The organism is Vibrio sp. 1731 (assembly GCF_033339955.1).
Lineage (GTDB): Bacteria > Pseudomonadota > Gammaproteobacteria > Enterobacterales > Vibrionaceae > Vibrio > Vibrio alginolyticus.
In genome coordinates, this window is record NZ_JAWOVO010000013.1 from 17,248 (window position 1) to 41,041 (window position 23,794).

The window sequence follows — 23,794 nt, forward strand, 5'->3', positions numbered from 1 at the left end:
ACGGGGAATGAACAACGAATGCTTTGCTAGGTTCCGAGCTGTCACGGATGAACTGTCAATGAAAGAATCGTTGTCAGTTGGGAAAGACCCTTATGCTCACTATCTCAAAGATATTGTGGGGATTGATTTGTTGTCTCGTGAAGAGGAGTTGCATTACGCCAAACTTAATCGAGCTGGTGATGAAGAAGCGCGCGAAATGTTGATTGAGTCTAATCTTCGACTTGTTGTGAAAATCGCAAAAGGCTACCTCAAACGGCCAGGCAATAACTTTACTCTGCTCGATTTAATAGAAGAAGGTAACATTGGTTTGATAAAAGCGGTCGATAAGTTCGATCCTGAGCCAGGCTACCGTTTTTCTACTTATGCGGTATGGTGGATTCGCGAGAATATAGAAGCGGCATTAATGAACAATGGCCGCACGGTACGTTTACCTGCTCATGTGTGCAAAGAGATAAATAGCCTGGCTTTAAAAAAGCTCGATGCGTCAAAAAGTGAGAGCAAGGAGTTGTCTATTTCTGAACTCTCACGCTGCTCAGGGGTGAAAGCAGAGCGTATAGATGAACTTGTTGCTCTTAGTGGTTTTATTGATGTATCGACCACTGCGGACCTTCATCGTGTTCCATTTGTTCTTGAACTGTGTGAAAGTGAGTATACGCCAGATCCACAACAAGACTGTGAAAACCAGTGCTTTACTCAAGCTATTGAAAATATTATTAAAACCTTGCCAACTAAGTTGCAGAAAGTCTTAATCCATCGATTCGGATTATTTGACCAGAGAGTGAAAACCTTGTCGGAAATAGGCCTGTTGTTAAACGTGTCTAACGAGCGTGTTCGTCAGATGCAGATAGAGGCGGTTGAACGCGTGCAGAAACGTCTCCGGTTCGATGGTTGGGTTTAAGATTTTTAGCCCCTTATCCTAGCCGATTAATTTACTGGCTTGCTACTCTGTTCTTCCGTAAGTAACAGCAGCTCAAGCTGTGCTTTAGCTGCTGCCTCCAATCTCCATACACTCAATAATCGGTTAAGTGCTGCGCGATAAGTACGACTTTTGAGTAAAAAAGCGAGCGTACTTGTGTAGTTGTTTACGACTTGCGCTTGTGTCTCGACTAATGCGGTTTTGTTTTCGATGTCGATGTGTTGAAGGTTAAAGTCAGGAAGAAACGCACACTCATACCATACCTCTACAATTTCACGAATTTCGAGTTCTTCTTCAGGCACGTCAAAGTCTTGTAACTGGTAGTTTTCTGGTATCGTTGATAAATAAACCACATCCAATTTGTCTGCAACAAATGTATACATCGGATTCCTTAGTGTACGCGCTTACAGAGTAAATAGTCTCATCGTTTACATTTTTGTCAATGACCGTGCTCAATTATGAATGATGAACCACACCACATTCCGAACTTAACTTAGACTTTTTAAGTACTTATCGGTTAACCCGAAATACTTCAAGTTGCCATCTGGCTCCAAGACTAAGCTCATATTGGAAGTAGAGATCATGCCCGGATCATTCGTTGAGAAAATAACGGTCTTATTGAGTAGTTTGTCGCTGAATAACCGCTTGAAGTAGTGCGAGTTTTCTTGCTCTGCACCATTAAATGGCTCGTCAATGATAATCAAAGATTGTTCGCAGTTACCTAGCCCTAATGCGAGCCGCAGTCTTTGTTGAATACCATTTGGTAAACTTTTACAGATATCAACGCTCAATTGAGTGTCCAGGCCTTGTGGCAACCATGTATCGAGCTCAAAGAAACTCACCATTTCACGCATTTTTTCTGTTGGGATTAACCCATTATGCAAGATGAAGTTAGTCTCCAAGGAGCCTTCAAAAATATGCAGGTTAAACGGGATGTAGTTAATCGAGGTTCGATAGCGGTAACTGTTGAATTGTTTGATGTTATAACCGTCCACCGAAACTGAGCCTTGATAGCGTTCCTCTAGCCCAGCGATAATAGAAATGAGCGTCGTTTTACCGCAACCTGTTGGTCCACAAATCACAACTTTTGCGCCCGGTGGAATTTTAAAACCAAGATTAGTTAAGCCTGTTGCCGCACCACTATAACGATGGCTCACACCAGAGCCGACGATACTACCTTGAAATAGGCGAATAGGGGGGCTTTTCTCTAACGTTAGCTTATCGTCATTCATCGCCATAAGGTTGTTGATTTGCGCAGAAGACGCCTTAATGGATTGGAACTTAGAAATAGAGTTGTAGATGCCCATAATAGGCCCCAACGCCTTCCAGACTAAAATTACGGTAGCAAGCATTGCACCTGCATCGGAGGTGCCGTCCATCACGCCGATAACGGCCGCGACGATACTTGCGGTACCAATAACCTGAATCAAACTCCCGCCTGCTGCCTGAACCCTGCTATTAGTCACTGAAACATGTTCTGCATCGCTGGTGCTTTGTAAATGCGATGCGCTAAAGCGGGACTGGATAACACGCAATAATGGCAAGCCTTGGATGGTTTTTATACCACGAAGAATCTCATTCCATTGGTAAGAAACCATGGCGTTGGCGCGAGAGCTCTTGGACGTGGCTTGCGAGTAGATGTAACGAGAATAAACACAGAACACCAACATTAGAATCAACCCCGCCATAACGACTAGCGCTGCGGTACCAGACATAAGAGCAATGGCAATAATGAATACGATAACAAACGGCATGTCGAAGTAGCTTAATGTTGACTCTGCGGTTACCAAACGGCGGAAAGTGTCGATGTCCTTCAATCGTGCTAACTGAGAAGAGACACCAGCGGTAGATGTCATCGAATAAGGAAGCCACAACAGTTTGGATATTACGTTTTGAGAAATATGCACCGCCAAATCCTTTCCTGATGTGGCGATGATGTTGACCCGCATTTTCTTGAAAAAGTATTCCGAGAACCCAACAATCACAGCAAATAACGTGAGCCAATAAAGCGTGGCTTGCGAGCTAGAGGTTAAGGCGAAGTTGTACACACTCATAATAAAAAAGGGCTGGAGTGTGCCGAGAATGCTGACCACGAAGCTGAGAATAATCAGGCTTTTGAGTTCATTGTTGTAGCGATAAAACGCGTATTTAATCCAGTTGCTGCGGTCTTGAGATTCAGGTGGTGGCTCTCGGAACAAGCGCGAGTATTCGCTGATAGAGACCAACAAGCATGGCTTTTTGCAGAGCGGGTATTCAATGGTGTTGTTATTGGTGTAATCAAACAGGATCAGCTTGCCGTCTTTGGTGCCCAAGAAAATCGCAGTGAGGTTTTCTATCTCGATAAAACAAGGATGAGGGTGCCCCTCGATGTGCTCCAACGTTTTTAATTTGGTGACGTCACAACGGTAACCAAGGCGCTCAATCGTGGCAATAAAACTGTCACTGTCTTTTGGTTTAGGGATAAAAGCGTCGCTGAGGATAGAAGGTGTGCCTTCCCATTCAAGCGCAATGAGGGTGTAAGCTAAACCACGAATTAAAGGTGACTGACTGTATCGTTCATCATAACTGCGTGCCTCAAAGTCCAACAAGCGCTGAGGGACATTATTAAAATCAACCAAAATACTCATTGGTCACCTCCGGTAAGTTTGACGCGTTTGAGGCGATGATTGAGTTTGTCCATCTTATTGCTGACGATGATGAGTATTTTGTCGTTGGCGCGATACGCAGTACTGGTCAAAACCAATCGAGCAAAGTCGTCGTCATAAACACAGTCGATATCGTCGAAGATCAACACTCGTTTGTTTGCAAGCAAGGCACGCACTAGCAGCAAGGCATAAGCAACTTGGCGCGAGAATGGATTGCGTAAATGTCCTTTAAGTTCGGTGTAAAAACCAGCAGGAAGGGCATCGATTTGTGCTTTGATGTTCATGGTTTCGCAAAGCGCAAATGCGGTGTTGTTTAAGCTCGGGCGAAAACAAGTCAGGTTGTCGATGATGGTGCCTTCGACGAATGAGCTGGTTTTGTCGACCATCAGTACGCTATTGCGCCAGACGTTGTAATTAACGTCATCAAGCGGTGTTTCGTTGATTTGGATATCGAGCTTGGCGTCGGTGTTTTGCCGCGTAATGCAATTCGCGAGGTGGGTTTTGCCTGCGCCGCTTTTCCCTGTTAGCAAGTAAGCCTGACCGCGTTCAAACTCGATGCGTTGCTTTTCCGAATACTTCACCGATATACGCTCGACTTCTGTCGTGTCATTTTGTTGTTCTACAGATGCAGCAAGTTCAAGCAGTTCGGCGATACGTTGAATATGAAGCTTGTTCAACTCCCAGCGGCTCACCGTGCGCATCACTTGTTGGTATGGGGCGAAGTAGCGGTTGGTAAGCATGATGATGGCTGCCATGATGCCTTGGCTAGATTGCATGTTGATAACTGCCGTTGCTAAAACTACCACCACACAAGCAATGGAGAGCTGTTGTATGAGCGACAAGATAAGGCTGAAGTTTGATTCGATTTGCTCGTATTTGATGTTCTCGACTTCACGCTCTTCCACCATTTGTGTCATCAAGCTCTCAACGCGATATTCCATATTGCGCGCTTTGATATCGAGTGGGCTAGAGATGATCTCGATGATTTTTGAGGTGGTTAAGCCTTCGATGTCGGATTTGTTTTCTAGGCTGTTGATTTTTTGCTTGGAAAGACTGAGTGCGAACACGGCCAAAATGATGGAGGCGAGCAAGATGGTCACCCCTGCCCAGATGTTGATCAGACCGATAATCAGAATGGTCAGTATGCTGACGGCAAGGTTGATCAATGCCCGTACAGATTCTCCGCCAAAGAAGGATTTAATCTCAGGAATGGTGGCAATACGCTCTAGGTATTCACCGGGTTCTAGGCGACGAAATTTTGATATCTCAGCCAAACAGATGGATTGAAACACTTTGTTGGTTAAGTTGGTTTCGAACTGCTTCATGATCACCGACGAAATCTTCTCTTCCTGATTCTTTAAGTGATAGTCGAGGAAGATGGTGATCAAGATAATGGCAAACAGAAGAAACAGCGTGTCTTTAGCTTGGTTAGGTAAAACACGGTCAAAGATAATCAAAATCGAAAAGGGCAACACTAAACCAAACAGTGTTGAGATGACCGTTGAGAAAGTCAGATAACACTTGTCAGCAAAGTTAATCTTCTGGGAAAAATGCTCAGTTTGCATTGCGACCTCCTTTCTTAATAGATGGTTTGGAGAGAAGGTGTTTTGGAACTAAGTCTTGATTGCTTCTGCCTTCGATATCACTCATCAACTGCATGATGCTTTCGATGGATTGCACCGAAAGCATGCCTTTGATTTGCTCTAGATTGATCGATTCAATGATGTAGTCATAGCGCGCGCTCTCGTAATCACGTAGTGCGCTAAACAGTTTACTTTCCGCTGCCAGTAAGTCGGTAATGGTTCGCGTACCAAGCTGGTAAGCGCGTTGAATGCCTTTGTAGGAAGCGTAGTTGGCTCGGATGATGTTCTCGTAACTGCTAATAGCACGGGAGAAGTCATTAATGTTGAGCACCGAGGTGTTAACGCTATTGCGAGTCGTGAACAACGAATCTTGGTAAAGTAGCTCCGTTCGCTCGATAGCCGTCGACGATTTTTGATAACCGTAGTAATCCGAACCACCGGAGAAAATCGGCACATTCAAGTTCAAGCCGACGCTGGTGGAGTTACTGTCCCCTGTTGCGGTTGGGTCGGTTCGGTCATAGTTGTTCGCATCGTCGTAACGGTAACTGGCAGAGAGCGACACGGTCGGAACGAAGTTTGAACCGCTTTCTTTCAAGCCTCTTCGGCTGCGTTCTACGGTTTTCTTCGCAACCAATAAATCGTTATTGAGCTTCAAAGCTTGTTCAAGAATCGCGCGTTGTTCGGATTCGCTGATTTCCGCCAAGGGCACGCTTTCGTAGATGTCCTGCGATGGGGTGACTGGATATTGAACTTGAATTTCCAAACCGTTCAAAATTACGCGTCGGTCTTTCTCTAAGGTTCTTAAGCGATTGGCAATGCCTTCTTTCTGAGCAATCACCTCATACAACTCGCTCGCCGCAGTGTTGCCAAGCTCCACGTTGCGACGCATTTGGCGTTCACTTGTTTCAGATGATTTAAGCTCGACTTTGGTGGCTTTGATTTGCGCGTTGTTTTTCAGGTACTCGAAATATTGCGTCGCGATTTCAGAAATGGTGCTCTGGATTTTGTTCTCGTGTTTGATTTCTTCAATGTTGAAATCAAGCTTCGCGGTGCCGTATTTGAAGATGTCGCCAAGGTTAAACACCGATTGAGATAAAGACACGCTGTAGCTGTTTGAGTTGTAGCTTGAACGCGTATCCGGTGTTCCCGTTAATATGGTTTCGTTTTCATTCCATGTGGTATCAGCGGCACCGTTTAAAGAGGGCAGAAACTTAGAACGGCTAATGTCGATGTTGTATTCGTTTTCTTCCACGCCTTTGTCACTAGCGCGCAGAGATAAGTTGTTTTCCAAGCCGAGTTTGACCGCCTCAAGCAAGGTGGTCGCCATTGCTGAAGGAGCATTGCTCAATGTTAGCGCTGCCAATACGCAGCTAGTTAAGTTTCTGTACCGCCACATACTTGTTGATCACCTTGATGATTTCGTCGTTTTTATAAGGTTTGCTGATCACGTAATCCATTCCAGCTTCGATACAAGCTTGGTGTTCATTACTGCTGGTCAATGCTGTCGCACCTATAATGGTGCAAGGGTGTTGTCCGCTCTCTTGTTCGTATTGTCGAATGCGTTTGGTTGCTTCAATACCGCCCATGCCAGGCATGATGCAGTCCATAAAAATGATGTCCGAGCGCTGATTCATGAAGTGCTGAACAGCGTCTGCGCCATCGCCAACGGTGTCGGCTTCGTATTCTTGCTTGCTCAAAATACGTTTGAGTAGAATCTGTTGAACACGGTCATCTTCCACAATCAGGAATGAGCTGTTCTCCATCTGTTCTTCAGAGGCTTCAGCTTCCATGATTGCTAATAGGTTAGGGATGAACTCATACGGAATCGCAGGGGAGTTCAGAATCTTGTCGACAAAGGTATGGCTCTCTTGTGCTTGCTGAGTGCTAGTGACTGAAAGCAACAACTTGGTGTTCGGGTGATTGCGCAGTTGCGATTTCACCGTTTTGCTCAGTGAGGGCAGCTTGTTTGGCTCGAACGTGTCGGTCAGCATGATGGCATCGTATTCGCCAAAGGTTTTTGCAGCAGAGAAGAGTTCGTTCGGCGTTCGAATTGGCGTGATCTCCAAGCCCAAGTTGACTAACATTTTGCTCATCACATCAATGCGCAGCTGAGAGTTGGCACATAGTAATAGGCGCTTATTGTCGAAGCGAGTTTTCTCGGTGTGGAAGCTTTTGGCTTTCAAATCGAGCTGAATTTGAAAACGTTCCTGATTGCCTGATTGATACCAATGGCTCTCGTAATAGCCATAATCTTTCAACACGCTTTTCGCCAAATCGTCTTTGGTTGCAGTGTGCTGTTTATGGTCGCTCCAGTGTAGGGTATTGAGCTTGGCAAGCGGCACATCCAGCGTGGTTAAGAAGTTTAGATTGATGGTCAGGCGGGTATTTTCAATGTCTGACGCCGCACCTGATTCAATGGTGACAAACAGTTTCTTGTCGGCTTTGAGTTGGATGGCATTTGATAGCTGAAGGAACAACACCCAGAATAAGCTGGTGGATTGTCCTTCAACACGGTTTGGTAGGTTATCCGAGATAAAGCAGTCTAGCTCACCTTCATTTCGCTGCACTTTTGAACTGATGTGAATCATCAATTCAGACAGTACATTCAGCAGTGAAAACTCTTTCGATTTGCTCTCGGTCCCTTGTGAAATGAGTCGGTTGTAGTTCTCTGCCAATTCAGACAGGGTATTGGCAGCCGAGGTTATATCTTGCGCCATCAACACTCCGCTCTCATCGGTCTCTTGAACGAGATATTGCACGCCGCCGTTAATGGTGTTGGTGATGCCACGAATCTCGTAACCAATCAGAGCATAGAGCTGCTTGTAGAGATCGTTATTGCGTTTTTGCTCTTCGAGTTTGCTGAAAATCAGTTTTAGGTGTGAGTAGATCTGACGCTGCTTAGGATTGATGCTCACTTCATTCAGCAACTCTTCCAACCTTTGTAAATCCAGTAGTTTGAGTTCTTGATAAAGCTCATCGAATTCTTGGTCAATGTCACGCTCATTCGAGCTGGATTTTTTCAGTTTAAGGATTGCCACCAAGTTCGATAGCACTGCGATACCAACCAGTACGACAACGACCACAAACAACCAAATGAAGAACTCGTTTTTCTCCATCATTAGGTCGCTCGCATGGTTGTTAAATATGGTCCGGTAGTTGTCGTCCATTTGCAGGTAGTTATTGGTGAGCGAGAGGTACAGTGCCAACACATCGTCGCGTGTTTTTTGGCTGTCTGAGAAGCGATTGATTGCCAGTTCAAGCTGCGTGTATTCGGTCGCGCCCACCAAGCTAAACTCGGTTTTGTTGAGTGACGCGAGCGACTTAAATTGGTCAATTTCGTCTTTCAGAACCTCAAAATCAAGCTCTGTTGTACTGCAATAACGTGCGCTTAAACAGCGTTGAAGCGTTTGAATATCAAACTCGATAGTTTGGTTGAGCTGTTGAGCTTGAACCAACAGAGGCGCGTTTTGCACTTTCTCGACTGAATCCACTTTTTCCCAAGAGATATACAAATAAAAGGCGAGGGCAGCCAGCATCAAGCTGAAAGCAATGCTTAGGCGCATAACAGGAACGGAAATATTGTAAGAAGGTTTGCTACTCATCCATCACCTCTCATCGAATGCGTCTTCGATAGCCGACATAACCGGCTTCGCTGCGTATTCGATAACCCGGCGTGAGCCTGTTTTTACATCTGCGGTAAACTCCATATAGGGGGACAGCTTGTATTGTGTGCCTCCGCGCTCTAGATAGTTTTGACTGATTTGGATTTCCGCGAGATAGAATTCAGCGTCTTCTTCTTCATAAGAAGAACGGCTGATCGATGCAATTCGACCTTCCAAAAATCCGTATTTGGCAAAGTTGTAGGTATCCATCTTCACTTTGACCGCTTGTCCGATTTCTACAAAACCCATGTCTTTACGCGGGATCTTCGCCTCTCCGTGAAGGGCGTTATTGATCGGTGCAATGTCCGCGATGCTTTCACCTGGCGGTATCACAGCGGAGCGGAAGTTGAAGTGCACTTTATCTACTACACCGTCAATAGGGGCGTAAACCACGAGGCGATCCACTTTATCTGAGTGTTGAGGACGTAATATACGCTTCAACTTTAAGTCCTTGTTTGCTTGAATGATTTGTGCTTGATACTCGGCATTACGATTCTCCACCAAGTCTCGGTACTGCTTCTCTAGTTTGTCGAGTTGGAAGCGCTCATTCATGACCGACTCATCAAGGTTTTCAATCTCACGCACCATGTTTGACTCTTGAACCTGCATATTCAGAACATCGACGTAAGACGCCATTTCCTCTTTGTACAAGGTGTTCTTAATATTGAGCTGCTTGCGTATCAAGGAGAGCTGGTTCTCGGAGCTTTTACGGCGCTTGAGCATTGAATCAATAAGCGAATTCTTATGTTGGATATCGTGAGTGATCAACTCTTCATTGGAACGGTTTTTAGAAAATTCTTGCTGCCAGGTATTCATGTTTACCTGAACCAATTCTGGGTATTTTTCGATGTAGGCAGAAAAATCGGGTTCCACCATATCGCGCAGGCTTTCGTAACGAATCTTGTCTAGCTCAAGCTGAATGATCTCTGTGTTTACCGTATCAAGTTGAGTGTTTCTATCCAGAGAGCGAAGGCGTGCAATAGGCTGACCTTCATAAACCACTTCGCCTTTGCGCACTAGCATTTCTTCTAGAATACCGCCTTCAAGGTGTTGCACTTTTTCGATGTCAGATTCGAGCAATAGCTCACCGCGCACCGACACCACAATGTCGATACGAGCCTGAGATGCCACGGCGATAGCCACCATGGAAAGCAAAAAGATAACCAGCAAGGTTTTGTGTACGCTGGTCATTGCACTGGCTAGCACGATTGTATCGTCTGCTGTTACCTTCGAAGCTTCGTTGTTCGAAACGAGCGCCTTTTTGAGGTGATGTTCTATTTGCTTATTACTCATGAGCCACCCCTACGATTCACTACCTGTGCGGCTATCGATTGAATTTTCGATTTTTAACAGCTGGCTAATTTGTTTGTTTACGTTGTTAAGCTCGGTTTTAACATCCTCAATCAATTCATTAGGAGCAGGGAAATGGTGTTTGTTTAAGTGTTCAAGCTTTGCCAATTTTGGTGGTAAGTCGTCATCACATAACAAGACGAGAATCGTCTTTAGTCTTTTTGAATAACATCTGAGTGCTTCAAAACGGTTTTGTTTATGCAGCATCTCAATATCAATCCCTGCGTCACTGAAATCTTGGTAAAAATCGCCTAATAGCAATTGCAGCCCTTTATGGCTGTTGTCGACTGAGCGCAACAGATTTGTCATATTTATCATTATCCCACCGCACTAATTGCTTTAATGACAACAAGTAAGGATCTTTATACTGGGTTTTCAAATTTTTTTGTTTTTATGGAACTCGAAAGGTATGAAAAAAGTTGTATAAAAAAGTTGGTTTCTAAAAATGGTGTCCTTTACTGCCTCTAAATACGACCAGTTAGCTAAAAAGCAACGGAGGCTGTAATGGCAGGCGACACTAATCAAGAAAAAGACAATGAAAAGCTTAACGATGCGGTAGAGCAAACAGAAACGAAGGATACGGGGACAAAAGAAGAAAAACAGCAGTCGACCGTCTCTTCGACTGTAGCGACTGGTGCTGAAAGTGCAGATGCTGTTGATGAAGCCAATCGTGCGATGGAAGAAAATCCTAGTGGCGCGGGTACGGAAGAAGAAGCAGTGAGCTCGGGTGGCGCAGTTCAAGAAGAGGATACTGAAAGTAGCAGCGACTCTGACGCTGCACAATCCAATGTTGTTGATAGTGTAGCTTCTAGCGGAGAATCAGGTGACGAGGCTCTGGGCAGCGGTGGTTCGGATTCTGGGGCGGGTGCCCAAGCGGTCGGTGGTGGTGATGCCTCTGGCTCTGAAGGTGGTTCGGACGCAGAAGGCAATGAAGCGCAAGGACAAGCGGTACAAACTTCATCTGCGCCAAGTGCTTCTTCAGACTCTGAAGGTTCTCAAGGTGGTGACGAGCTAGATTCAGAAACCACTGAAGAGAGCTTCGCGGTGGATGTACAAGACACCAGCGAAGAAACCACGACGCAAGTAGAAGACGATTTCGACTCCGAAACTACGAGCGAGACGTTCCAAATTAAAGTCGAAGGTGAAAATGACGCGCCAGAAGTAGGGCAAGATCTGGCATACATCATGGATGAAGATGGCACTATTACCTTCACTCAAGAACAACTTCTCGGGTACGCGAGTGATGTTGATGGCGATGATCTTGCCGCATTTAACGTGCAAGTGGGTGCTAATGCATCAGTTGTGGATAATGGTGATGGCACTTATACCGTCACACCTGAAGCTGATTTTAATGGTGAACTCGACTTAACGTTTGATATCAGTGATGGTCAAGAAACCATTTCTAGTTCGATTGATTTAACTGTTCGTCCAATCAATGACGCACCAGTGCCGGAAGATAAAACCTTTGAGGTGGAAGAAGACGGCACGCTGATCTTCACCGATGCTGACCTGCTTGCTGGTGCAACGGATATTGAAGGCGATAACCTCACAGTTGAAGGCGTGAGCTACGACGGTGGCGACGGCATCCTGACCGACAACGGTAACGGGACTTACACTTTTGCGCCAAATGAAAACTTCAACGGTGATGTAAACTTCAGCTTCGACGTGTCTGATGGCACAGATACAGTTTCAGCGAATGTAGATGTGAGCGTTACGCCGGTGAATGATCCTCCTGTGGCTGGTTCAACGTCTTACACGGTTCACGAAGACAACTCTATTACCATTTCTGATGCGCAGCTGTTGGCAAACTCTTCGGATTTAGAAGGGGATGTCTCGATAGATAGCGTGAGCTACTCTGGCAGCGATGGTGTGTTGCAAATCAATGGTGACGGTACGTACACCTTCTCTCCAAATGAAAACTTTAATGGTGAAGTGACGCTTGATGTTGTCGTCGCTGATGAAGAAGGCGCAACGGATGTCACCACTGCCGGCATTACAGTACTGGAAGTGAACGATCCACCAGTCGCAGGACCAACTTCTTACACCATTAATGAAGATTCAGTTCTGACCTTTAGTGAGTCGCAAGTGCTGTTGAATGCCTCTGATGTGGAAGGCGATGTAGAGCTTGTTGGCATTAGTTACGATGGTCCGGATGGTATTTTCACTGTTAACGATGATGGCACGTGCAGCTTCGCGCCAAACGAGAACTTTAACGGACAAGTTCAACTTGATGTGACCATTCGAGATGAAGATGGGGCAGAAGTTGATACCGTCATCAATGTGAATGTATTGCCAATCAATGATGCGCCAGTATCGGGTGATTTGGCTTACAGCGTTGATGAAGACGGTGCGATTACACTCAGCCAAGAGCAGCTTCTTTCTCAAGCGTCTGATATTGAGGGCGATGACCTGACTGCTAGCGATTTGACTGTCGATGGAAACGCAACCGTTACAGCGAACGATGATGGCAGCTTCACGATTACGCCAGATGCGGACTTTAATGGTGACATTGATATCCAATTCAACATTACGGACGGCACAGACACTATCCAAGCAACGGCGGATCTAACGGTTAATCCGGTTAACGATCTTCCTGTTCCTCAAGACCAGCAGTTCAGTGTTGAAGAAGACGGCACGCTGCAGTTTACTGACGCAGACTTGCTTGCTGGTGCGACCGATATCGATGGCGATAACTTAACGGTTGATGGCATTAGCTACACAGGCAGCGATGGTGTGCTGACTGACCACGGCGATGGTACTTACACCTTTGCACCAAATGAAAACTTCAACGGCGACGTCAGCTTTAGCTTTGGTGTTTCTGACGGCACTGAGACCGTACCTGCCAATGTGGATGTGAGCGTCACTCCGGTGAACGATCCTCCGGTTGCGGGTTCAACGTCTTACACGGTTGATGAAGATAATGCGATTACGATTTCCGACGAGCAGCTTCTGGCTAACTCTTCGGATTTAGAAGGGGATGTCTCGATTGATAGCGTGAGCTACTCTGGCAGCGATGGTGTGTTGCAAATCAATGGTGACGGCACGTACACCTTCTCTCCAAATGAAAACTTTAATGGTGAAGTTACGCTTGATGTTGTCGTCGCTGATGAAGAAGGCGCAACGGATGCCACCACTGCTGGAATTACGGTGCTGGAAGTGAACGATCCACCAGTCGCAGGACCAACTTCTTACACCATTGATGAAGATTCAGTTCTGACCTTCAGTGAATCGCAAGTGCTGCTGAATGCCTCTGATGTGGAAGGCGATGTAGAGCTTGTTGGCATTAGTTACGATGGTCCGGATGGCATTTTCACCGTTAACGATGATGGCACGTGCAGCTTCGCGCCAAACGAGAACTTTAACGGGCAAGTTCAACTTGATGTGACCATTCGAGATGAAGATGGAGCAGAAGTTGATACCGTCATTAATGTGAATGTATTGCCAATCAATGATGCGCCAGTATCGGGTGATTTGGCTTACAGTGTTGATGAAGACGATGCGATTACACTCAGCCAAGAACAGCTTCTTTCTCAAGCGTCTGATATTGAGGGAGATGGTCTGACTGCTAGCGATTTGACTGTAGATGGAAACGCAACCGTCACAGCGAACGACGATGGCAGCTTCACGATTACGCCAGATGCGGACTTTAATGGTGACATTGATATCCAATTCAACATTACAGATGGCACAGACACTATCCAAGCAACGGCGGATCTAACGGTTAATCCAGTTAACGATCTTCCTGTTCCTCAAGACCAGCAGTTCAGTGTTGAAGAAGATGGCACGCTTCAGTTTACCGATGCAGACTTGCTTGCTGGCGCGACCGATATCGATGGCGATAACTTAACGGTTGATGGCATTAGCTACACAGGCAGCGATGGTGTGCTGACTGACCACGGCGATGGTACTTACACCTTTGCACCAAATGAAAACTTCAACGGCGACGTCAGCTTTAGCTTTGGTGTTTCTGACGGCACTGAGACCGTACCTGCCAATGTGGATGTGAGCGTCACTCCGGTGAACGATCCTCCGGTTGCGGGTTCAACGTCTTACACGGTTGATGAAGATAATGCGATTACGATTTCCGACGAGCAGCTTCTGGCTAACTCTTCGGATGTGGAAGGCGCAGTGTCCATCGATAGCGTGACCTATTCAGGCACCGATGGCGTATTCCAAGACAACGGTGACGGCACTTACACCTTCATGCCGAATGAGAACTTCAGCGGTGATATCAGCCTTGATGTGATTGTGGCGGATGAGCAAGGTGCGATTGACGAAACGACTGCAGGCATTACCGTCATTGAAGTGAATGACCCTCCAGTTGCCGGTCCAACGTCTTACACGATTGACGAAGATTCAGTACTGACATTCAGTGAGTCACAAATTCTTGCTAACGCATCTGATATCGAGGGCGATGTAGAGCTTGTTGGCATCAGCTATGAAGGCTCGGATGGTATCTTTACCGTCAATGGCGATGGTACTTGTAGCTTTGCACCAAACGAGAACTTCAATGGTCAAGTTCAGTTGGATGTGACCATTCAAGATGAGAATGGGGCAACCGTTGATACGCACATCAATGTCGATGTATTGCCAATCAACGATCCACCAGTATCGGGTGATTTGGCTTACACCATCAACGAAGACAGCTCAATCACGCTAAGCCAAGAGCAGCTGCTTGCCAAAGCGGGCGATATTGATAGCGAGAACCTTGAAGCCATCAATCTATCGACAGATGACAACGCAACGATTCAATACAACGATGATGGCAGTTACACCATCACACCGGATGAAAACTACAACGGCGACCTAGATCTGACCTTCGATATCATTGATAACGATGGTGGCTCGGTACAAGTTGGTCTGGACATTACGGTTAATCCTGTGAATGACTTGCCACAAGCGCAAGATCAACAGTTCACGGTAGAAGAAGATGGCACCTTGCTGTTCACGGATGCAGACCTATTGGAAGGCGCATCGGATATTGATGGCGATGATCTGTCTATCGAAAACGTTCTCTACACAGGTGCAGATGGTGTGCTTACCGACAATGGCGATGGCACCTACAGCTTCGCGCCGAATGAGAACTTCAACGGTGATGTTCAGTTCACATTCGATGTGTCTGACGGCACAGGTTCAACACCAGCATTCATTGATGTCAGCGTGACACCAGTGAACGATCCGCCGGTTGCAGGTTCTACGTCTTACACGGTTCAAGAAGACGGTCAAATCACCATCAGTGACGAGCAGTTGTTAGCCAACTCTTCTGATGTGGAAGGCGACGTAGCCTTGGCGAATGTTAGCTACTCTGGTAACGACGGTAGCTTCGTGGACAATGGCGACGGCACATATACCTTCACACCAAATGAGAACTTTGACGGTAACATTTCGCTCGACGTTACGGTCATCGACCAAGATGGTGCAACGGATACGACAACCGCAGGCATCGATGTTATCGCGGTGAACGACGCTCCTGAAACATCAGGCATTCAAGCTGAAGTGGATGAAGATAACGCCATCACCATCACGCAAGAACAGTTGCTTGCGAATGCGACAGACATTGAAGGTGATGACCTTGTTGCCAGCAATCTACAAACCAATGACCCAGATGCGACGATCGTAGCCAACGATGATGGTTCATTCACCATTACGCATACGGAAAACTTTAACGGTGAGTTGGACTTCACTTATAACATCAGCGATGGCGAAAATGATGTTCTGACCACGTTGGATCTGACCGTTAATCCTGTCAACGATGCGCCAGAAGCGGGCGACGAGATCTTTATTCAAGCAGAAGAAGACCAAACAGTGGGTGTTTCTCTGCGTGAAGAGCCTGCGTTACGTCTCGACCAAGCCCCTGAAAACGGCATCATTGAAGCAAATCTAAATGACGAATGGGTACAGCTAGAAGTCGGGCAGGAGGTGCCTGCAGACACGGAAGTGCGCTTCATTCCAAACGATGATGCATTGGCGAACGGTACGCATACGAGTAAAATTGGTACCTTTGATGACAACGCTAGCCTCGATGATTGGGGGACTGCTGTTGACCCTTACACACGTGAGTTTGTTGATGGTGATTTGAAAGTTACCGTTCAAAGTAATGACGACCCACTCGGTGCGTGGAATGGTAAAACACACATCGGTCACGGTATTGGCGATACTGACCGCCAAGGCTTGAGCGGTGATGAAAAACTGACTGTGACCGTTGAAGGCCAAGACATCAACGAAATCAGCTTCCACCTAGATGGTCTAGGCGGCTGGTTTATGGAAGAGTCTCGCCACTTTACGGAAGTCGAAATTCGCGCCTTTAACTCTGATGGTGACTTGATCGACTCGATGACTTACCACAAAGAAGATCGTGGTAGCTATGAGACGGATTACACCCTAACGGTGAACGAACCGGTATCTTACTTTGAGCTAGGTACGATTCAAGGTAACGGTACTTACGTGGTTCAAAACATGACGGTTTCGCAAACTTGTCATGATGAAGCGGTGTTCACATCTATTGGCGTGGACGGCACGGAAATCACGGAAACGGTAGAACTGAATATCCGTGAAGGTGACAGTGAAATCGAACTGACGGCTGATCTGCCAAATGTGACCATCGATACCGAAGGTTCTACGCAGTTTGCCTCTGTGGTTATCACTGAAGAGCAGCTTCTCGCACAAGCGAGTGATATCGATAGTGACGTTCTTGATATTCAAAACCTAGAGCTGGTGGGGGATAACGCGGAGCACGCTACGTTAACCGACAACGGCGATGGTACATGGACAGTCACACCAGATGAGAACTTCTACGGTGAGATTGAGCTAGGTTACCAAGTCACGGATGGTGAACTCACTGACGACAACATCATCAACATCAACTTCGAAGCAGTAAACGATGCGCCAATCGTTTCTGGTCCGATTGTGTTGTCGACTGATGAGGATGTGGGCATTACGTTTAGCGCGGACGATCTGCTTGCCAATGCAAGTGACGTGGAAGGCGATGCGCTGTCTATCTCTGATATCTCTTACAGCGGTGATAACGGTGAGCTTGTCGACAATGGCGACGGCACTTACACCTTTATGCCGAATGAAAACTTCAATGGTGAAGTCGACATTGATTACAAAGTCTTCGATGGCACCGATGAAGTCGATACCCATCTAGATCTGACCGTTATTCCGGTCAACGATGTACCAGTTCCTGGTGCACCGCTGCATACTCAAATGCTAGAAAACGGCACCATCATCATCGAAGCAAAAGACCTGTTATCAGGTGCGACCGATGTGGATGGCGACATCCTGCATATCGAGAACCTGCTGCTTGTTGACCAGTCACAAGGTACGTTGACAGACAACGGCGACAACACCTTTACCTTCGAGCCAACTTCGAACTTCTATGGTGAAGTGAACCTGACCTTCGACATCAGCGATGGTCAAGCAAGTGCCCCAAGCACTGCGAAGATCGATGTTGAGATCGTCAACGAAGGTCCAGAGGTCAGCGGCCCGGTTGATGCGGTCGTCGATGAAGATGGCTCAATTACCATCACTCAAGAAGACTTGTTAGCGAACGCGACGGACGTGGATGGTGACAACCTTGAAGCGGTGAACCTGTCGACCAACGATCCTAATGCAACCATCGTTGAGAACGCTGATGGTAGCTTCACGATTACACCGAGCGAAAACTTCTTTGGTGAAATCGAATTTACTTATGACGTAACTGACGCGATCGAAACCGTCGCCGCGGATCTAAACCTCACCGTTAACCCAGTGAACGACCTGCCAGATGTGCCTGATTTGTCCTTCACCACAGAAGACGGCGAAGCTATCACGATTACTGAAGCAGAGTTGCTGGCTCAAGCAACGGACATCGAAGGCGATGACTTATCTGTTGTGAACGTGACGAGCTTAAGCGATACGGTTCAAGTAACAGACAATGGCGATGGCACCTACACGTTAACGCCAGAGGAGGGCTTCTTTGGTAATGTTGACCTCACGTTTGATGTGAGTGATGGCACCGATGTGGTGGCGGCAAACATCGACTTGAAAGTTGAGTTCGTCAACGACGCACCAGAAGCAGCGCCAATCGTGGCAGACGTGGACGAGGATGGCTCTATTCTCGTGACACAAGAAATGCTGCTTGAAAATGCCAGCGATCAAGATGGTGATGACCTATACGCAACGGCACTAGAAACCAATGATCCTAATGCCTCTATCGTGGATAACGGCGACGGCACCTTTACCGTTACGCCTTCACAGAACTTCAACGGAGACATCGAGTTTACTTATGAAGTGAGCGACGGTGAATTGAGTGTTGCCAATGAAATGACATTGACGGTGAACCCAGTCAATGACATTCCAATTGTTGCGCCTGGCATGTACCACATTGAAGAGGATGGCAGCATCCTGTTCACGCAAGAAGATCTGCTAAGTGGCGCGATTGATATTGATGGTGATGACCTCACTGTTACGAGCATTAACTACTCGGGTGATGAAGGTACTGTAACGGACAACGGTGACGGTACATTTAGCTTCGTACCAGAAGAGCACTTCAGTGGTGACTTACAGTTCAGCTTTACGGTTTCTGACGGTACGGATGAAGTTGAGCAAGACATTAATGTCCATATCGAAGCCGTAGCAGATGCGCCAGACCTAGTCATCACTGATGGCGACGGTCGAAACGTGGATGACCAAGCGATCTTGGTTGAGCCAGGCGGTATTGTTGAAGTGAACATCGCCGCAGCATTGGTTGACCAAGACTTGTCAGAAACGCTGACTGTGACCGTTGATGGTGTTCCAGAAGGTTCGGTGATCAGCTACGACAACGAAGGGGTACTTAACGATCAAGACAACGGTATCACCAGTTTCAATGATACTGAAATCACGGTTACCTTTGAAGGTGAAACCGCGGGTTACCAAAACGCAGCTGGCTATTACAAAGTTGATGAAGACGGCAATATCACGGGCGTTGAAGTGGTGTACGAAAACGCCTCTCAAGTTGGTGGCGGCGGTGACCTCGTTCCGGGACAAGATCAGTTCAGCTTCCAAATCTCGGAAGGGGAAAGCTTCAACCTATTCTTGATTCCTAACGGTCATAACTTCAATGACTTTGCGTCCATGCAAGATGGTCAGTACGAGTTCCGTGCAGCAGATGGCTCTCCTGCGAACATGGATACAGTTGACCCACAACTCGTGTTTGTGGGTGCTGATGGTTCTGAAACCGTGATTCAAAGCCAATTTGGTGATGCAGTCTTCCATGGCGGCACAAGCTCAGAGCTCAACCAAGATGGCATTGAACATACTCGAACTACTGTGAACGAAGACGGTGAACTGGTTTACGGCTTTGAAGATCTCTACGGTGGTGGCGATGCCGATTATAGTGACTTCAACTTCACCATTGATGTTGGTGAAGTGAACAGCCAGATCTACAGCGGTGAAGTAACAGTCGGTCCAGATGGTTCTGTAACGCTTCCAACCACAGCAATTGAACAAGAGCTACAGATTCAATTGCCAGAAGACTTTAACCAACAGCTAGAAATCAATGTAACGGCAACGGCGACAGAGCTATCAAATAATGATTCTGAAACCGTTTCTCAAACCATCTACGTCAATGCAACGGGTGCTCACATTGAACATACGCCTGAAGCATTGCCTGTTTCTGCTGTGGTTGAAGAAGATGGTTCAATCCTAATCACGCAAGAAGATTTGCTCGCTAATGCGCGTGACTTGGATGGAGACCAACTGACAGCACTGAACTTGGCAACGGATGATGAAAACATCACCATCACAGACAATGGTGACGGTACTTACACCTTAACGCCAGATGCGGACTTTAATGGTGACATCACCTTTACGTTCGATGTGTCTGACGGCGATGATGTTGTCTCAACCAACCTTGAGTTATTGGTGTCACCAGTTAACGATGCGCCTGAACCACAAGATCAAGCGTTCACCATTGGTGAAGATGGTGTGCTGACCTTTACTGATGCGGATCTCCTAACAGGCGCTACCGATATTGAAGGGGATGACTTATCTGTTGAGGGCGTCACTTACACAGGCGCGGACGGTGTTCTTACTGACAATGGTGATGGCACATATAGCTTCGCACCAAACGAGAACTTCAATGGCGACGTGAACTTCACTTTCGATGTTTCCGATGGCACGGATACCGTGACGGCGAATATCGACGTAAGCGTGACGCCGGAGAACGATCCACCGGTTGCAGGCAGCACGGCTTACACCGTTCATGAAGACAATTCGATTACCATTAGTAACGAACAGCTGTTGGCTAACTCGTCTGATATAGAAGGCGAAGTGGCGATTGATAGCGTGAGCTACAGCGGTAACGATGGCGTGCTGGAAATCAACGGTGATGGTACGTACACCTTCTCACCAAACGAAAATTTCAGCGGCGAGGTGAGCCTAGATGTTGTCGTTGTCGATGAAGATGGTGCAACGGACTCGACCACTGCAGGCATTACTGTGATTGAGGTAAATGACTCACCAATCGCAGGTCCTACCGCATACACTATCGATGAAGACCAAGTTCTAACCTTCAGTGAATCGCAAGTGCTACTGAATGCTTCGGATGTTGAAGGGGATGTTGAGCTAGTAGGCATCAGCTACGACGGTCCAGATGGCATCTTCTCAGTAAACGGTGATGGTACTTGTAGCTTTGCACCGAATGAAAACTTCAACGGTCAAGTACAGTTGGATGTGACCATTCGCGATGAAGATGGCGCAGAGGTTGATACTTACATCACAGTCGATGTCTTACCAATCAATGATGCACCTGTATCTGGTAACTTGGCGTACAGCGTTGATGAAGACAATTCAATTACGCTAAGCCAAGAGCAGCTTCTTGCTCAAGCATCGGATGTAGAAGGGGACGCGCTAACCGCGACTAACCTAGTGGTTGACGGTGATGCAACGGTTACGGCAAATGATGATGGCAGCTTTACCATTACGCCTGATGCGAACTTCAATGGTGACATTGATATCACGTTCGACATCAACGATGGCACCGACACTATTGTTGCAACGGCTGACCTAACGGTTAACCCAGTTAATGACCTACCACAGCCAGAAGATCAAGCGTTCACCATTGGTGAAGATGGCGTCTTGCTGTTCACTGATGAAGATCTGCTTGATGGCGCAACGGATATCGATGGCGATGACCTATCGGTAGAAAGTGTGTCTTACACTGGCACAGATGGTGTTCTAACCGACAATGGTGATGGCACTTACAGCTTCGCGCCAAACGAAAACTTCAATGGCGACGTGAACTTTACCTTCGATGTTTCTGATGGCACGGATACCGTGACCGCAAACATCGACGTAAGCGTGACGCCAGAGAACGATCCACCGGTAGCAGGCAGCACGTCTTACACGGTGCATGAAGACAATTCGATCACCATCAGTAACGAGCAGTTATTGGCTAACTCATCTGACGTCGAAGGCGAAGTCGCGATTGATAGCGTGAGCTACAGCGGCGCAGATGGCGTGTTCCAAGACAATGGTGACGGTACGTACACCTTCTCGCCAAACGAGAACTTCAATGGCGAAGTGAGCCTAGATGTTGTCGTGGTCGATGAAGACGGTGCGACGGATTCAACTACCGCAGGTATTACAGTACTTGAGGTGAACGATCCACCAATCGCAGGTGCGACTAGCTACTCAGTGAACGAAGACGAAGTCATCACCATTAGCTCTGAACAGCTATTGGCGAACGCTTCTGATGTTGAAGGTGAAGTTGCGATTGATAGCGTCAGCTACAGCGGCTCCGACGGTATCTTTACCGATAACGGTGACGGTACATTCAGCTTCGCACCAAACGCCAACTTCGATGGCGATGTCAGCCTAGATGTTGTCGTGACCGATGAAGATGGTGCAACGATAGCAACCAATGCAAACATTGATGTATTGCCAGTCAACGATGCTCCAGTATCAGGTGATTTGGCTTACAGCGTGGATGAAGATGGTTCTATCACTCTTAGCCAAGAGCAACTTCTTGCTCAAGCCAGCGACGTGGATGGCGATGACCTAACCGCATCCAACCTGACTGTTGACGGTAATGCGACCGTTGTTGCGAACGATGATGGTAGCTTCACTATCACACCGGATGCGGACTTCAATGGCGACATTGATCTGAGCTTCGACATTACGGACGGTGATGCAACCATTCAAGCCACTGCCGATCTGACTGTGAACCCAGTGAATGACTTGCCAACGGTTGGTCAGCCACAGTTTGTTACGCAAGAAGACACCAGCTTCACCTTTACCGAAGAGCAATTGCTGCAAAATGCAGGTGATATCGATGGTGATAACTTAACGGTTGAAAACGTTGCCTCTGACAGCGGTACCTTGGTTGATAACGGTGACGGCACTTACACCTTCGCACCAAACGAAAACTTCGACGGCAACGTGAACGTGACGTTTGATGTCAACGATGGCACCGCAACCGTGCCAGCAGAAGCGAACATTGATGTTCAATCTGTGGTCGATATGCCAGAGCTGTCGATTGCTTCTGATAACTTCGAGTCTGGCTCGAACGGTTGGAACGCGAACACTGAGAGCTCACAAGGCTTCGAAACGGGCGACATGCTGGGTCGTATTGGTGGCACTGGCGGTGATGAAGCGGTCAGCAAAACTTACGATATCCCAAGCGATGTCAATGAAGTGAATATCTCGTTTAGCTTCTACGAAATCGATTCTTGGGATGGCGAGTCGTTCCAAATCTTTGTGGGCGGTGAACAGCTAACCACCTTGGAAAACTCCGCGTTCCGTACTCAAGATGGTACGACAACGCTTTACGACTCAGATGGTAATGAAGTGGGTGAAGTGATCCACGGAGCCTCTCAACGTGAAGGCTTCAGTGGTTGGAATGACCAAGCTCACCAAATCAACCTAACGGTTCCTGTCGAGGATGGTGAATTGCAACTGGGCTTCGGCTCAACCTTGAATCAAGACGTTTGGGATGAATCGTTCGGTATCGACAACATCGAAATCACGGTAGCGGATGCGGATTACCAAATCATTGGTACCGAAGATACACCAGTGCCGCTTGATATCGATGCAGCGTTAACCGATACCGATGGTTCAGAAAACCTCTCTATCTTGATTGAAGATGTGCCAGAAGGCAGCGCGCTATCAGCGGGTGTCGATAATGGTGACGGCACTTGGTCACTACAACCGGGCGAGCTAGAAGGGCTAGAGTTTATTCCTTCTGCGGACTTCAATGGCGATGTGACGCTAACCGTGAATGCAACCTCTACAGATGTGGATACCGGAACCACGGCAACAGCAACGCAAGATGTGACGATTCATATCTCGCCAACCAATGATGCACCAGAAGTGACGGGTGATATCAGCGCAGTCACTGCCGAAGACAATAGCATTACGCTAACTCAAGAGCAGTTACTGGAGCACGCTGTTGATATCGATGGCGATGACTTAAGTGCAATCAACCTGAGCACCAATGATGAAAATGCAACGGTTGAAATGAACGAGGATGGCAGCTTCACCATTACTCCGAGCGAGAACTTCTACGGTGACATCGAGTTCACCTACGATGTGACTGACGGGGAAGAAGTGGTTGCTGCTGGCCTCGACTTAACAGTAACACCAGTCAATGATGCTCCAGAGCCACAAGATCAAGCG

General features: G+C 47.1%; 8 protein-coding genes and 1 pseudogene. 2 read left to right on the forward strand and 7 right to left on the reverse strand.

From position 1 onward, the window contains the following. Positions 1-7 precede the first annotated feature (7 nt). Positions 8-898, forward strand: coding sequence for an RNA polymerase sigma factor RpoD/SigA (locus tag R7035_RS15490; protein ID WP_017635872.1), 891 nt, complete (start codon positions 8-10; stop codon positions 896-898). 26 nt (positions 899-924) lie between these two features. Here R7035_RS15490 and R7035_RS15495 read toward each other — a convergent pair whose 3' ends face one another. From R7035_RS15495 to R7035_RS15525, 7 genes are all read right to left on the reverse strand, one after another. Further along, the gene (locus R7035_RS15495; RefSeq protein ID WP_005375619.1) at positions 925-1,299 is read right to left on the reverse strand and encodes a hypothetical protein; all 375 of its coding nucleotides are present in this window, start codon (positions 1,297-1,299) and stop codon (positions 925-927) included. Between the two features lie 105 nt (positions 1,300-1,404). Further along, the gene (locus R7035_RS15500; protein ID WP_318146189.1) at positions 1,405-3,543 is read right to left on the reverse strand and encodes an ATP-binding cassette domain-containing protein; all 2,139 of its coding nucleotides are present in this window, start codon (positions 3,541-3,543) and stop codon (positions 1,405-1,407) included. Continuing rightward, the gene (locus R7035_RS15505) at positions 3,540-5,126 is read right to left on the reverse strand and encodes an ATP-binding cassette domain-containing protein (protein WP_213867813.1); all 1,587 of its coding nucleotides are present in this window, start codon (positions 5,124-5,126) and stop codon (positions 3,540-3,542) included. The genes R7035_RS15500 and R7035_RS15505 overlap by 4 nt, the downstream gene beginning before the upstream one ends. Then, positions 5,116-6,540 carry a TolC family protein gene (locus tag R7035_RS15510; protein ID WP_318146190.1) on the reverse strand — a complete coding sequence of 475 codons (1,425 nt, stop codon included), beginning with the start codon at positions 6,538-6,540 and terminating at the stop codon, positions 5,116-5,118. Before R7035_RS15510 ends, R7035_RS15505 begins: the two co-directional genes overlap by 11 nt. Continuing rightward, positions 6,515-8,746: a response regulator gene (locus R7035_RS15515; RefSeq protein WP_256900993.1), complete on the reverse strand. Its 2,232-nt coding sequence runs from the start codon at positions 8,744-8,746 to the stop codon at positions 6,515-6,517. The genes R7035_RS15510 and R7035_RS15515 overlap by 26 nt, the downstream gene beginning before the upstream one ends. Positions 8,747-8,749: 3 nt before the next feature. After that, the gene (locus R7035_RS15520) at positions 8,750-10,099 is read right to left on the reverse strand and encodes an HlyD family type I secretion periplasmic adaptor subunit (RefSeq protein ID WP_033906830.1); all 1,350 of its coding nucleotides are present in this window, start codon (positions 10,097-10,099) and stop codon (positions 8,750-8,752) included. A 9-nt stretch (positions 10,100-10,108) separates the two neighbouring features. Beyond that, positions 10,109-10,477, reverse strand: a complete 369-nt coding sequence (locus R7035_RS15525; RefSeq protein ID WP_031777210.1) for a hypothetical protein — start codon at positions 10,475-10,477, stop codon at positions 10,109-10,111. A 183-nt stretch (positions 10,478-10,660) separates the two neighbouring features. On the opposite strand from R7035_RS15525, the pseudogene R7035_RS15530 reads away from it, so the two are divergent. Beyond that, a pseudogene (locus tag R7035_RS15530) lies at positions 10,661-23,734 on the forward strand (tandem-95 repeat protein); the annotation flags it as partial. Between the last annotated feature and the right edge of the window lie 60 nt (positions 23,735-23,794).

Excerpts from the sequence above, each read along its gene's own strand:
- R7035_RS15510 (WP_318146190.1), bottom strand. The coding sequence starts at position 6,540 with ATGTGGCGGTACAGAAACTTAACTAGCTGCGTATTGGCAGCGCTAACA.
- R7035_RS15495 (WP_005375619.1), bottom strand. The coding sequence starts at position 1,299 with ATGTATACATTTGTTGCAGACAAATTGGATGTGGTTTATTTATCAACG.
- R7035_RS15490 (WP_017635872.1), top strand. The coding sequence starts at position 8 with ATGAACAACGAATGCTTTGCTAGGTTCCGAGCTGTCACGGATGAACTG.
- R7035_RS15520 (WP_033906830.1), bottom strand. The coding sequence starts at position 10,099 with ATGAGTAATAAGCAAATAGAACATCACCTCAAAAAGGCGCTCGTTTCG.
- R7035_RS15505 (WP_213867813.1), bottom strand. The coding sequence starts at position 5,126 with ATGCAAACTGAGCATTTTTCCCAGAAGATTAACTTTGCTGACAAGTGT.
- R7035_RS15515 (WP_256900993.1), bottom strand. The coding sequence starts at position 8,746 with ATGAGTAGCAAACCTTCTTACAATATTTCCGTTCCTGTTATGCGCCTA.
- R7035_RS15500 (WP_318146189.1), bottom strand. The coding sequence starts at position 3,543 with ATGAGTATTTTGGTTGATTTTAATAATGTCCCTCAGCGCTTGTTGGAC.